A 13605-nucleotide genomic window follows, 5' to 3' on the forward strand; every position below is an offset into this window, starting at 1 on the left:
CCCCGTCCGGTCAGCCGACAGGTCTTGACCGACGTCAAGGACTGGCCGCGATCCGCATCTAAGGGTTACGCTGGTCGCCGGGCAGACCGCCTTCCACCGCAACTGGATGTGCCAGCAGGAATGACAGACGAGTCTGCGACCCAGGACCGGATTTTTGCGGCGCTCACCGAATCCCACCGGCATCCCGACGTGAGGCGGATCGATACACATGCCGCGTCGGTCTTTCTCAACGGCGGGCGTGCGCTGAAAATCAAACGGGCGGTCCGGTTTCCGTTCCTCGACTATTCGACCCTCGCGAAGCGGAAGGCCGCCTGCGAGGAGGAGATCAGGATCAATCGGCCGCTGGCGCCGCAGATCTATCACCGCGTCGTGGCGATCACGGAAGAGGCCGATGGATCAGTGAAAATCGATGGTCCTGGCCGGCCGATCGAGTATGCCGTCGACATGTCGCGGTTCGACGAGAGCCGGACGCTGGATCACCTCGCCAAGGCCGGTCCGCTGGATGCAAAGCTTGCCTCGGCTGCCGCTGACGCGATCGTGGCTTCGCATGCGCAGGCTGTTCGCGCCGACGGCAAGGCATGGGTTTCCTCCATTCCAGCCCTGATCGACGGCAACAGCAATGGCCTGCGGAGCGGCAATCATCTGGGCGCTGAAGAGATCGCACAGCTCGGCAGAGACTCGCTCGCGACGTTCCTGCGTCTCCGGCCTCTGCTCGAGGAGCGTGGCCGTCTGGGCTTTGTGCGCCGCTGTCATGGCGACCTGCATCTTGCGAACATCGTGTCGATCGACGAGCAGCCGGTGCTGTTCGATGCCATCGAGTTCGACGCGCAGATCGCAACCGTCGATGTGCTCTACGATCTCGCATTCACGCTGATGGACCTGTTGCACCACGATCAACCGTACGCGGCCAATGTCGTCCTGAACCGATATCTCGCCGCGACGCCGCCCGAAAATCTCGGCGCGCTCTCCGCATTGCCGCTGTTCATGTCCGTCCGTGCAGCGATCCGCGCCCAGGTGACGCTGGCACGGCTGAAGCCGCCGCATTCCGTTGACCCCGGCATTCTCGACGAGGCACGACGCTATTTCAGCCTCGCGCGGGATCTGATCCGTCCTCCCGCTCCCCGGCTGATCGCGGTCGGCGGATTGTCCGGCACCGGAAAGACGGTTTTGGCACGCGCGCTCGCGCGTTTCATCGGACCAGAGCCGGGAGCCGTCGTGCTGCGCAGCGACGTCGTCCGCAAGCGACTGGCCGGGGTCGAGGACACGCACCGGCTGCCGGCAACCGCATACACGCCGGAGGCCACGGCCCGCGTTTACGACGTTTTGGCTCAGCAGGCCCGGCAGGTGCTGGCGCAAGGCCATTCGGCCATCATCGACGGCGTATTCGCCCGTGAAGATGAACGAGACGCGGTCGCCGCACTGGCACGCGACAGCAAAGTGCCGCTGAGTGGCCTATTCCTGGTTGCCGACCTCGCGACCCGGCAAGCGCGGATCGGAGGCCGCCGGGACGACGCATCCGACGCCACGCAGGAGGTTGCCGCGCACCAAGAGCACTATAATATCGGCCAAGTCGGTTGGGCGACCATCGATGCATCCGGGACACAAGAGCAGACGCTCCGGACCTGCCGGGACGCGATCGCCGAGGCAAATAAGGCAATCTGAGTGACGCGGGCAAGGATGGCGCGACCCAGCACGACCTCGACGGCCGCTCGCGCCACGCCGGCGGCGCAGCGCAATGCCCTGCCCGGCCGCCTCAGCCCCGGCATGGCCTGCGACACGGCCTTCCGGATCATCTCCCGCCGTCACCTCGACGCCATCCTCGCCCAGCATGACGGTACATGTCGCGGCGACCCCGAGGCGCTGCATCAGATCCGGATCGCACTGACACATCTGCGCACCACCATCCGCTTCTTCTCGCCCATGGTCGACGACGCGCTGCGGCCGGGGGTGTGGGCCGAGCTGAAATGGCTGAACAGCCAGCTCGGGATGGTGCGGGATCTCGACGTGGCGATCGAGCGGGTCATCGCCGAAAGCGGAGGCGAGCTTGTCGTCATTGCCGAACTCCAGCATTGGGACGAGAAACGCGCCGAGAGCCATCGCCTGCTGGCCCGCGCGCTGCAATCCGCGCGGTATCGCCGCCTGGTCGAGCAGACCACAACCTGGATCGAGAGCGGCCCCTGGTCGACCCGGCGCAGCAAGGAAGCCATCAGGCTGCGCCGCAGCCCGCTCGCCAACCACGCGACTGAGCGGCTCACCGAGTGGGAGACGACGCTGCTCAGGAAAGCGCGAAAACTGCACCGGCTCGACGTCGAGAAACGACACAAGCTGCGGCTTCTCAACAAGCGGCTGACCTATTCGATCGAGTCTCTCGAGGATTTATTCGCCGACGAGACGCTGGCTAAGCAGAAGTCGATCCTCAAGCAATTGCGCAAGGCGCAAAAATCCCTCGGACAATTGAACGACGATGCGCGAGGGCAAACCCTGGCGGCATCCTTGAACGAGGCCATCCCCGAGGCCGGCCTTCGCTTCCTCGACCGCAAACGGGAAAAGAAGCTGCTGCGAGCCGCTACGGAGGCCTACCGCAAGCTGGACAAGGCGAAGCCGTTCCGCTCGTCCGACCTCGCGCCGAATGCAGAGCCTGAGGATTAGTTGTGGACGTAGTCTCCCGGCGCGTCCGGCAGACCGTCAACGCCTCCAGCTCCGATCTGCGGCGGATCGCAGGGCGCGCCGGAGCGCGCCGCCAGCCATCCGGCCCATTCAGGCCACCACGACCCCTCAAGTCGCGGTGCCTGCTTCAGCCATTCATCCGGTCCGACATAGGGCGCGTCCGCGGCCTTGATCAGCACCTGATAGCTGTGGCCGGGTTGGTCCGGCGGCGCGACGACGCCTGCATTGTGACCGCCGCTGGTCAACACGAACGTCACGTCGGCATCGACCTGATAGTGGATCTTGTAGACAGATCGCCACGGCGCCACGTGATCGGCGAGCGTGCCGACCACGAACATCGGCGCATGGATGTCGGAAAGCGAGATACTTCTGTCCTCGACGCGATAGCGGCCCTCGGCCAGGTCGTTGTGCAGGAATAGTTTTCGCAGATATTCCGAGTGCATGCGATAGGGCAGCCGTGTGGCGTCGGCGTTCCAGGCCATCAGGTCGATCGGCGCCGTGCTCTCGCCCATCAGATAATCATGCGACAGCCGCGACCAGATCAACTCGTTGGAGCGCAGGAGCTGGAACGCACCGGCCATCTGGGTCGTGTCGAGATAGCCATGCTGCCACATCATGTCTTCGAGGAAGGCGACCTGGCTCTCGTTGACGAAGAGCGTCAGCTCGCCGGCCTCGGTGAAATCCGTCTGCGCGGCAAGCAGGGTGATCGTGTCCAGTCGCTTGTCGCCATCGCGCGCCATCGCGGCCGCGGCGATCGATAGCAACGTGCCGCCGAGGCAGTAGCCGAGCGCATGGACCTTCCGGTCCGGCAGGATCCGGCCGATCATGTCCAGCGCCGCCATGACGCCGAGCTTGCGATAGTCGTCGAAGGCGACATCACGGTCTTGGGCGTCCGGATTTCGCCAGGAAATCGCGAATACGGTGAAGCCCTGACCGGTCAGATACCTCACCAGCGAATTCTGCGGCGACAGATCGAGGATGTAGTACTTCATGATCCAGGCCGGCACGATCAGGATCGGCTCGGGCCGCACCTGCGCGGTCGTCGGATGGTACTGGATCAGCTCCATCAAACCGTTGCGATACACGACCTTGCCTGGTGAAGCCGCGACCGTCTTGCCGACGACAAACTGTTCGTCACCGGCTGGTTTTGCGGTCGAGTGCAGGCGCACCAGATCGCTGTACCAGTTCTGCCAGCCGAACACGAAATTCTCCCCGCCGCTCTGCAACGCCTTCTCCAGCACCAGCGGATTTGTCGCAGCGAAATTCGACGGCGCCAGCATGTCGAGCATCTGGCGCATCGAGAATTCGACGATGGCTTCATTGGCGGGCGACACGCCGCGTACACCGGTCGTGGCGTCGTGCCACCAGCGCTCCGTGAGCAGAAACGCCTGCGCGAACAGATTGAACGGCGGGGCTTCCCATTGCGCTCCCCTGAAGCGGCGATCCCGTTCCTGCGGCTCTATCACCGACCACGGCTTTTGCGTTGGTGCGTGCGCAACAGATTCCAGCAACCGGCCCATGTCGCGAACGGCTTTGCGGGACATCTCCATCTGGCGCTGCGGCGCCGCAGCGAGATGAGAGCTCCAATCGAGCCAGGCGAGCGACAGGGCCAGCGGCGAAATCCCGCCCGTGAACCGCGCCAGCGACGCGTGAAAAGCTCGGTCCAGAGGGTACGGCTCTGACGGAGGCGCCGGTTGCGCGGGCAGACTTTCGGTCGGACGGTCGACGCTCACAACGGGGTCGGCGGAGGGGTGCCCTGCCGGCTCTTCGGTTCGCGGAACAAGCTGCACGACGCTCATGGCTGAAAATTCCTGCGCACTTTGCCGTTTCAGGTTCTTGGGGTTTCAGGTCCTTGGCAGGATACGTCGCCCGGGTTCCGATGCGTTGAGCTGCATCAATCTCGTCCGCCGATCACGATTGCTTCACTGCCATCGACCGACCTCACCTGCTTGACCTGCGTCAAAGCCGGCCTCCATGCTTGAAATAGGCTTCGCTCATCCACTTTCGTCAAAACCTGCGGAGCTACCCATGCGCGCCCACCAGATCATGACCCGATCGGTCATCTCGGTCACCCCCGACACCAGCATCGTCGAGGCGGCGAACATCATGCTGAAGAGGCATGTCAGCGGCCTCACCGTGGTCGACGATACCGGCAAGCTGGTCGGCGTCGTCTCGGAAGGTGATTTCATCCGACGCAGCGAAATCGGCACCGGACGCAAGCGGGGGCGCTGGCTGAGGTTCATCCTTGGTCCGGGCGGATCGGCCCGCGACTTCGTCCACGAGCACGGCCGCAAGGTTTCGGAGGTGATGACCACCTCCGTCGTGACCATCACCGAGGATACGGCGCTCGCCGAGATCGTCGATCTCATGGAACGGAACAACGTGAAGCGATTGCCCGTCGTCCGCGGCGACAAGATCGTCGGCATCGTGTCGCGCGCGAACCTGCTGCAGGCGGTGGCGGGGCTCGCCCGCGAGGTGCCGGATCCGACGGCAGACGACGATCACATCCGCGGCCGCATCATCGACGCCATGGAGAAGAACGACTGGTGTCCGTTCGGGCTGAACGTCATCGTCCGCGACGGCATCGTTCACCTCAGCGGCGTCATCACCGAGGAGCGCTCACGGCAGGCTGCGGTCGTCGCAGCGGAGAACGTCGAGGGCGTGAAGAAGGTGCACGACCATCTCTGCTGGGTCGACACCATGTCCGGCGTCTATCTGAACTCGCCCGAGGACGACGATCTCGCCAAGGCGAGCTGAAACCTGACGCGGTTCAGCGTGGAATCACGGCGGTGGCCTCGATCTCGACGCGCGCCGCCTTCTCAACGAGGCGCACGACCTGCAACAGCGCCATCGCAGGATAGTGCGCGCCAAAGATCGCACGGTAGACCTTGCCGAGCTCTTTCAGGTTGGTCAGGTACTCGTCCATGTCGACGACGTACCAGGTCAGCCGCACCAGGTGCTCGGGCCGGGCGCCGGCTTCGGCAAGGATCGCAGCGATGTTGCTCAGGGTCTGGCGGACCTGCGCGACGAAGCCGTCCGCGAGACGCTCCTGGGCATCCCAGCCGATCACCCCGCCGGTGACGACGATCCGCCCCTCGGCTGCCATGCCGTTGGCATAGCCTTTCGGGAGCGGCCAGCCGGACGGCTGCAGCACCTGCGCTCCCGACCGGGTTTCGTCCCCGCCTGCTGTCGGCAACACCGCGCGGGGCGGGCCTGTCGGCGTCGTCACTGACAATCTCTATCCTTTCATTCCCGCGACGCCCGAGGATGTCACAGCGGCCTGCGCCAGCTGTCTCAGCGCAAAGCGCTTCAACTTGCCGGTTTCGGTCTTCGGCAGCTGCGTCACGAACTCGATCGCGCGCGGATATTTGTACGGCGCGATCTCGCGTTTGACATGCTCCTGCAACTCGGCGACCAGCCGAGCGTCGGGCGTCACGCCGGGCGCGGCAATGACATAGGCCTTCACGATCATCCCGCGCGCCTCGTCCGGCGCGCCAACGACGCCACATTCGGCAACGGCCGCATGCGTGAGCAGCGCCGTCTCGACATCCGTGCCGGCAATGTTGTAGCCAGCCGACACGATCATGTCGTCGGAGCGCGACTGGTACCAGAAATAGCCGTCGCCATCCATCAGATAGGTGTCGCCGGTGATGTTCCAGCCGTTCTGGACGTATTTGCGCTGCCGCTCGTCGGCGAGATAGCGACAGCCGGTCGGTCCGCGCACAGCGAGGAAGCCCATCGTGCCCGGCGGCAAATCGTTGCCGGAACCGTCGACGATCTTGGCTTCATAGCCCGGCACCGGCTTGCCCGTCGCGCCGGGACGGATTTCGTCCTCGGTCGCGCTGATGAAGATGTGCAGCAGCTCGGTCGAGCCGATCCCGTCCATCAGCTTGATGCCGGTCGCCTTGAGCCAGGCATCGAATGTCGGCTTGGGGAGCGTCTCGCCCGCGGAGACGCATTTACGCAGCGAAGAGATGTCGCGGCCTGCGAGCTTGCCGAGCATGGCGCGATACGCGGTCGGTGCGGTGAAGCAGACCGTGGTCTTGTACTGTTCGATCGCATTCAGGATGTCGTCGGGCGTGGTCTTCTCCAGCACGACGAAGGAGGCGCCGATGTGCATCGGAAACAGGACGCCGCCGAAGCCGAACGTGAAGGCGAGCGGTGCCGAGCCGACGAAGCGATCCTTCTGCTCCGCCCGCAGGATGTTGTGCGCGTAGCCGTCGCAGACCGCCAGCATGTCCCGGTGGAAGTGCATGGTGCCCTTGGGATCGCCCGTGGTGCCCGACGTGAAGGCGATCAGGCAGATGTCGTCGGAGGCGGTGTCGACAGCTCCGAACTCCGGGCTGGCGTCCGCGATCAGCGCTTCGAGCGAATCGCCGGCGCCGTTCCCCCAATAGACGACGTGCCTGAGACCGGGCGCAGCGGCTTTCGCCTTCTCCATCTCCTCGGCGAGCTTTCCATCGCAGAGCGCCAGCGAGATCTCGGCCTTCTGGATCGGATAGGACAGCTCCTTGGCGCGCAGCAGCGGCATCGTCGCCACCACAATGCCGCCGGCCTTGATCACCGCGAGATAGGTCGCGACCATCATCGGATTGTTGGACGAGCGCAGCAGCACGCGCCCGCCGGTGACGAGACCGAGCTTGCCGACCAGCACATTGGCGATGCGGTTCACCAGCGCCTGCAGCTCGCGATAGCTGTAGCTGACGGCGGGACTGATGACGCAAGGCGCGTCGCCATGCCCCTGCTCGACCCAGCGGTCGAGGAAATAGCTGACGCAGTTCAATCGCGGCGGATAACACAGCTCCGGACGGGTGAAGATGAATTCCGGCCAGAGCTCGCGCGGCGGAAGGTGCTGCCGCGCGAACGTATCGACATGGGCCGTCGCATCGTTGCCGTCAGACGAGCCCGAGACTTGAACCTTGGCGGCGTTGGCCATCGCACGCTCCTTTGCGCATGGAAAGCACCCGGCAGCACTATCTGGGAAACATTTTAGGCTTAAAACAATTCGGCGCAATAGCGGATTTTGGGCATCCCGTGCATTTTGCTGCGGCAAGGAAGGATCGGCGGGCGCGTCGGCCCGCGGGCGCCTCAGGCGCGGCGGCGACCGGCCGATTTCTGCGCCGATGCCTTGGTCTTGGCGAGGAGCCGCATCAATTCGCGGACGTCCTTCGGCGAAAGATCGGCGAAGAGATCGGCGATCCAGGTCTCGTGTTCCGCGGCCATCCTGCGAAACTCGGCACGCCCGAGCTTCGTCAGCCTGATCACCTGAACGCGGCGGTCCGTGTCGGAGGTCCGGCGATCGAGATGGCCGGATTCCACGAGACGCTCGACGAGGCCGGTCACATTGCCGTTCGACACCATCATGCGCTTGGAGACGTCGGACAGCGTCATGCCCTCCGGCGCCTTGTCGAGCTGCGCCATCAGATCGAAACGGGGCAGCGTGACATCGAAGCGCTGCCGCAACCGGCCGCGGACCTCGCCCTCGATCAGGGTCGTGCAGGTCAAGAGGCGCAGCCACAACCGAAGCTCTTCGGCGTGATCTTCCGGAGTTTCGACAGCCTTGGTCTCGGAATCGAGCATCTCGATGCAGTCACTCACGGCCGGCATTGGCGCCGGCACGGATTCCCAACATTTTGAGCTTCAAATAAATCCGGGCCGGCTGCAAGCCTAAAGCTGCAACAATCGACCGCACGCCAATTTCTTTAGGCTTCAAGTAATTGGCGCGCCGCTTGCATGCGCCGCTTCCCCGCAAGATGACGGCGCCTTTGGGCTTTGCTTGCCGCCGCAGCCATCATCGGCATAAGCTTGAGTTGAAGCACGAGGCTTGTAGTGCAAGCCCGATCGACACGGGGGACAGATCATGAAGACGCAAACGACTTTGGCCGCAGCCGCCATCCTGCTCGGGACCGCGGTGAGCCCTACCCTCGCCCAGGAGAAGATCAAGCTGGGTGTGATCGTGACCCTGTCGGGACCCGCCGCCGCACTCGGCCAGCAGGTTCGCGACGGATTTGCGCTCGGGGTGAAGGATCTCGGCGGCAAGATGGGTGGCCGCGATGTCGAAGTGATCGTCGCCGACGACGAGCTGAAACCGGATGCAGCCGTGACGAAAGCCAAAGGCCTTCTGGAGCGCGACAAGGTCGATTTCGTGGTCGGCCCGATCTTCTCCAACATCCTCCAGGCGATCCATCGACCAGTCACGGAGTCGAAGACCTTCCTGATCAGCCCCAATGCAGGCCCGTCGACCTTTGCCGGCAAGGACTGCAACCCGTTCTTTTATGTGACCTCGTATCAGAACGACCAGGTGCACGAAGTCCTCGGCAAGGTCGCGCAGGATCGCGGCTACAAGCGCATGTATCTGATGGTGCCGAACTATCAGGCCGGCAAGGACTCGGTCGCCGGCTTCAAGCTCGACTACAAGGGCGAAATCGTCGAGGAATCCTACATGCCGCTCAACACGCTGGACTTCCAGCCGGAGCTTTCCAAGATTTCATCGCAGAAGCCCGATGCTCTCTTCACGTTCATGCCGGGCGGGCTCGGCGTCAATCTGGTCAAGCAGTACCGGCAGGCCGGCCTCGCCGACAGCATTCCGGTGCTCTCGGCGTTCACGGTGGATGAATCCACTTTGCCGGCCCAGCAGGATGCGGCCGTCGGCATGTTCGGCGGCGCGAACTGGGCGCCCAATCTCGACAACCCCCAGAACAAGAAGTTCGTCGCCGCTTATGAAGCCGCCTATAACGGCGTGCCCGGGACCTACGCCTTCCAGGCCTATGACGCCGCGATGCTGATCAACAGCGCGGTCAAGGCCGTGAAGGGCGACCTCTCGAACAAGGATGCGGTCGGCGCCGCCCTGAAGAAAGCCGACTTCACCTCGCTGCGCGGTGCCTTCAAGTTCAACACCAACGGCTATCCGATCCAGGACTTTTACCTGACCAAGGTCGCCAAGCGTCCGGACGGCAAGTTCCAGACCGAGATCGTCCAGAAGGTCTTCGAGAATTACGGCGACCGCTACGCCAAGGACTGCAAGGCGGCGAACTAAGCCGCGCGTCGCGTTACGGGAGGACTGCAATGAAAACTGAAATCACCGGCATCACCCGGGCCAATGAAGGGATCCAGGGAATTTCCTGGAACATCCTCGGTCAGACCTATGTGCCGAAAAGCAATACCGAGCACAGCTTTTCCTGGCACGCGACATTGCCGCCGGGCACATTCGTGCCGCCGCACATCCATCCGGACCAGGACGAGTATCTCTACATGCTTGAGGGCAAGCTCGACTTCGTGCTCGGCAATTCGGAGGCGCAGGCGACGGCGGGCGATCTGATCCGGCTCGGCATGGGCGTGCCGCACGGCATCTTCAACAAGTCGGAGCAGACCGCAAAAGTCCTGTTCTGGGTATCACCGACCCGCAAGCTGTTCGACCTGTTCTGGGGCCTTCACAACATGAAGGAGCAGAAGCCGGAGGACGTGGTGGCGATGGCGGCCGAGTTCAACATTCACTTCCTGCCGCCGCCTCCCGGCGGTTAGCAGCATGACCCCGGAAAAGTGCGCAAGCGGTTTTCCGGAAGGGGCATGCTCAATCAAAGGCCAAAGGGTGATGATGATTCATCGCCCTCAAGCGCGCACCGCCGCCAGCCCCGGCACGGCGGCAAAGCCGGCCTTGGTGGCATAGCCGCGCACGATCGCCTCGCGCTGCGAATAGCTCAGCACGTTGTCGACATTGTCGAAACCGTCGGGTGCAAGCTGCTCGACGGTGTCGATGACGCCCTCGGGACCGCCGCGCCGGTTGGAGCGGACGATGTCCGCGGTCATCGGCAGGCGCTTCTTCTCATATTCGAGCAACGCCTGGCGGGGATGCTCGGCGCGTGCCAGCGCATCGGCGAGGCAACGCGCATCGAGGATCGCCTGCGATGCACCGTTCGAGCCGACCGGATACATGGGATGCGCGGCATCGCCGAGCAGTGTGACGCGCCCGGACGACCAATAGGGCAACGGATCCCGGTCACAGGTCGGATATTCGTAGAACTCGGGCGTTGCCGAGATCAGGCTCTTCACGTCGATATAGGGCACCGAGAAGCGGGCCACATGCGGCATCAGCTCCTCGCGGCGCCCGGGTCGCGACCAGTCTTCCTTCCGCGGCGGCGGGGCATTGCCCTCACCGACCTTCACCAGCACCGCCCAATTGGTGAGACGGCTCGCGGGGCTCGATCCCTCCGCGATCGGATAGATCACCACCTTGGCGTTGAGCCCGCCGGCCACGATCATCGATTTGCCGGTGAGGAACAGCGGCCAGTCGCGCGCACCGCGCCACAGCATCAGGCCGTTCCAGCACGGCGGTCCCTCGTTCGGGAACAGCGTGTCGCGAACGCGTGAGTGGATGCCGTCGGCGCCGATCAGGATATCGCCGCGCGCCGTGTGGATATGCGCGCCGGCGCGATCGAAGAAATAGGCGGTGACGCCGCCCTCGTCCTGAGTGAATGCGCCGAGCCGGCAGCCGGTGTGGATAGCATCCGGCCCGAGCCGCTCCTCGACGGCGCGATGGATGACGCCCTGAAGGCGGCCACGGTGGATCGAGAATTGCGGCACGTCGTGGCCCGCGTCGATGCCACGGGCCTCGCGCCAGACTTCCTGGCCGTGGCGATTGAGGTAATAGAGCTGATCGGTGCGGATCGCGACATCGTCGAGCTTCTGGAGCAGACCGAGGCCGGCGAGCTCGCGCATCGCATGCGGCAGCGTGTTGATGCCGACACCGAGCTCGCGGATGGTGTCGGCCTGCTCGAAGATTTCGCAATCCAGGCCGCGCGAGCGCAGCATTAATGCCGTGGTGAGACCACCGATACCGCCACCGACGATAATCGCCTTCATCGCCTTAACTCCACTCGATAACGCCAGGCAATGAGTTAACGTCGCACGGGCAGTTGCTCCGCCGCAAGCGGCTTTGTCGCCTTCGCCCGGAGCTCGGCCCGGGTCTTGGGCTTAGCCTTAATTCTCGGCTCCTAAGGCCCCTGCCGGAGGCGCATTCCTCATCGAAACCCCGCCAATTGAGCCCAACGCGAAATTATTTCAAGCTTAAAGGAATTTCGCGTACGTTCCCTTTTTGGCAGGGCCGCGGCCAGGAGTAACCGGCCTAGTCGCCCCTGAACACCGGCTTGACCTTGTTGGCGAAGGCCTCGAAGGCGCGCTCGAAATCCGCCGTCGTCATGCACAGGGCCTGTGCAACGGCCTCCGCCTCGATCGCCTCCTCTACCGACATCGCCCATTCCATCGCCAGCATCCGCTTGGTCATGGTGTTGGCGAAGGTCGGCCCTTCCGCGATCTGCCTTGCCAGCAGTTGCGCCTGGGGCAACACCTGCTCCGGTGTCACGAGACGGCTGAAGAAGCCCCAGCGCTCGCCCTCCTCCGCGGTCATGAAGCGGCCGGTGTAGAGCAGCTCGGAGGCGCGGGACTGCCCGATGATCCGCGGCAGGATTGCGCACGCGCCCATGTCGCAGCCGGCAAGGCCCACCTTGTTGAAGAGGAATGCGACCTTGGCCCCGCTCGCCGCGAGCCGCATGTCGGACGCCATGGCAATAATCGCGCCCGCGCCGGCACAGATGCCTTCGACCGCAGCGACGATCGGCTGCGGGCAGGCCCGCATCGCCTTGACGAGGTCGCCCGTCATCCGGGTAAAGGCCGTCAGTCCCTTGGTGTCCATCTTCACGAGCGGACCGATGATCTCGAATACGTCGCCGCCGGACGAAAAATTGGCGCCCGCGCCTGTGACGACGATCGACTTGACCGCATCGTCGAACGCGCAGGCGCGAAAGAAATCGGTGAGCTCGCGGTAGCTCTCGAAAGTCAGCGGATTTTTCCGCTCGGGACGATTGAGCGTCACGGTGGCAACGCCGTCGACCACGGCCAGCAGGAAATTCTGCGGCGAATAGTCCGCCAGCGGCAGGGTCACGGGATTGGCTGGTCTGCTCATGCGATCTCCTTAGCTTTCTCGTTCCAGGCCTGCATCGCGCACGCTAGATCTCACCACCGGCAACCGCGATCGCCTGTCCTGTGATCGCACCGGCGCTCTCCCCGCACAGCCACAGCACGGCATCGGCCACCTCCTGAGGCGTGATCAGCCGCCCCTGCGGATTGTGCTTCGCGAGCTCGGCAATCGCCTGCTCGTGGCTGCGGCCCGTCTTCTTCATGATGTTCTCGATGCTGCCGGCAACCAGATCGGTATCCGTGAAGCCGGGACATACGGCATTCACCGTGACATTGCTGCCGGCCATTTCCAGCGCAAGCGAACGCACAAGTCCAATCACGGCGTGCTTGGCGGCACTATACGCGCTGACATAGGGATAGCCCTTGAGCCCGGCCGTCGATGCAATCGCGACGATGCGACCGTAGGGGCGGTCCTTCATCGCCGGCAAGACGCCGTGGATGGCGTGAACCGCGCCCATGAAGTTGACGTCCATCATGCGGGCAAACAGCGCACTGTCCGATTTCGCGAACGGCGCCGATTCAGCGCTGCCGGCGTTGGCGATCAGAATATCGATCGGCTTCCGTGCGCTTGCTTGGGCGATGGCAGCTTTCACCGATGCTTCGTTCGAGACGTCCGCGACCGCCGCAAAATGCGCAGCCCCCGCGCTCACCGCCTCGTCAAGAGTTGCCGCATTGCGGCCAAGCACCGTCACGGTGGCACCGGCGCCCGCGAGGGAGGCTGCAATCGCGCGGCCGATGCCACGGCCGCCGCCGGTGACCAGCGCGTGCGGCGAATGCGGCAATGCGGACATGCGTTGGCTCCCTGGGATGCTGATCGCTCCCTCGATATATTTTAACCTTCAAATTTTTGCAACGAAAGCACCGATTGAGATCCCAATCGTCCAGGCACCCGGGACCGGCCCGAAAATTGCTTTAAGTATAAAATTGTCTCTTCCCATCCCTTACAGGCCTGTTAGCATCGCCGGG

12 protein-coding genes are annotated in these 13605 nt (G+C 63.9%); 5 read left to right on the forward strand and 7 right to left on the reverse strand.

The features are described 5' to 3' along the window. Positions 1 to 120: 120 nt before the first annotated feature. Positions 121 to 1662 (forward strand): AAA family ATPase, encoded by a 1542-nt coding sequence (locus OC450_RS18055; protein ID WP_211385369.1) that lies wholly within the window; start codon positions 121 to 123, stop codon positions 1660 to 1662. Between the two features lie 15 nt (positions 1663 to 1677). Then, a complete protein-coding gene (locus OC450_RS18060) occupies positions 1678 to 2649 on the forward strand; it encodes a CHAD domain-containing protein (protein ID WP_211384914.1) in 972 nt (323 codons plus the stop codon). Here OC450_RS18060 and OC450_RS18065 read toward each other — a convergent pair. After that, a complete protein-coding gene (locus OC450_RS18065; RefSeq protein WP_262048381.1) occupies positions 2646 to 4466 on the reverse strand; it encodes a PHA/PHB synthase family protein in 1821 nt (606 codons plus the stop codon). The two genes, OC450_RS18060 and OC450_RS18065, sit on opposite strands and share 4 nt — an antisense overlap. Positions 4467 to 4695: 229 nt before the next feature. Between OC450_RS18065 and OC450_RS18070 the strand changes: the two genes are divergently transcribed. Then, complete coding sequence (locus OC450_RS18070; protein WP_211384912.1) at positions 4696 to 5424, forward strand: CBS domain-containing protein; 729 nt, start codon at positions 4696 to 4698, stop codon at positions 5422 to 5424. A 13-nt stretch (positions 5425 to 5437) separates the two neighbouring features. On the opposite strand, the gene OC450_RS18075 is transcribed toward OC450_RS18070, so the two are convergent. From OC450_RS18075 to OC450_RS18085, 3 genes are all read right to left on the reverse strand, one after another. Then, the gene (locus OC450_RS18075) at positions 5438 to 5902 is read right to left on the reverse strand and encodes a RidA family protein (protein WP_211384911.1); all 465 of its coding nucleotides are present in this window, start codon (positions 5900 to 5902) and stop codon (positions 5438 to 5440) included. Between the two features lie 3 nt (positions 5903 to 5905). After that, on the reverse strand, positions 5906 to 7603 hold the full coding sequence (locus OC450_RS18080; RefSeq protein ID WP_211384910.1) for a benzoate-CoA ligase family protein: 1698 nt from the start codon (positions 7601 to 7603) through the stop codon (positions 5906 to 5908). A 152-nt stretch (positions 7604 to 7755) separates the two neighbouring features. Next, positions 7756 to 8274, reverse strand: coding sequence for a MarR family winged helix-turn-helix transcriptional regulator (locus OC450_RS18085; RefSeq protein ID WP_211384909.1), 519 nt, complete (start codon positions 8272 to 8274; stop codon positions 7756 to 7758). 253 nt (positions 8275 to 8527) lie between these two features. Here OC450_RS18085 and OC450_RS18090 point away from each other — a divergent pair, with 253 nt between their 5' ends. Both OC450_RS18090 and OC450_RS18095 read left to right on the forward strand, forming a co-directional pair. Then, positions 8528 to 9703: an ABC transporter substrate-binding protein gene (locus tag OC450_RS18090; RefSeq protein WP_211384908.1), complete on the forward strand. Its 1176-nt coding sequence runs from the start codon at positions 8528 to 8530 to the stop codon at positions 9701 to 9703. Positions 9704 to 9732: 29 nt separating this feature from the next. Continuing rightward, positions 9733 to 10188 carry a cupin domain-containing protein gene (locus OC450_RS18095; RefSeq protein WP_211384907.1) on the forward strand — a complete coding sequence of 152 codons (456 nt, stop codon included), beginning with the start codon at positions 9733 to 9735 and terminating at the stop codon, positions 10186 to 10188. 87 nt (positions 10189 to 10275) lie between these two features. Here OC450_RS18095 and OC450_RS18100 read toward each other — a convergent pair whose 3' ends face one another. The 3 genes from OC450_RS18100 to OC450_RS18110 form a co-directional block, all read right to left on the reverse strand. Further along, positions 10276 to 11526, reverse strand: coding sequence for a flavin-dependent oxidoreductase (locus OC450_RS18100; RefSeq protein ID WP_262048382.1), 1251 nt, complete (start codon positions 11524 to 11526; stop codon positions 10276 to 10278). A gap of 262 nt (positions 11527 to 11788) precedes the next feature. After that, positions 11789 to 12625, reverse strand: a complete 837-nt coding sequence (locus OC450_RS18105) for an enoyl-CoA hydratase family protein (protein ID WP_211384905.1) — start codon at positions 12623 to 12625, stop codon at positions 11789 to 11791. Positions 12626 to 12668: 43 nt separating this feature from the next. Further along, positions 12669 to 13430, reverse strand: a complete 762-nt coding sequence (locus OC450_RS18110; RefSeq protein ID WP_211384904.1) for an SDR family NAD(P)-dependent oxidoreductase — start codon at positions 13428 to 13430, stop codon at positions 12669 to 12671. Between the last annotated feature and the right edge of the window lie 175 nt (positions 13431 to 13605).

This window comes from Bradyrhizobium sp. Bra78, assembly GCF_024519855.1.
Taxonomy (GTDB): Bacteria; Pseudomonadota; Alphaproteobacteria; order Rhizobiales; family Xanthobacteraceae; genus Bradyrhizobium; species Bradyrhizobium japonicum_G.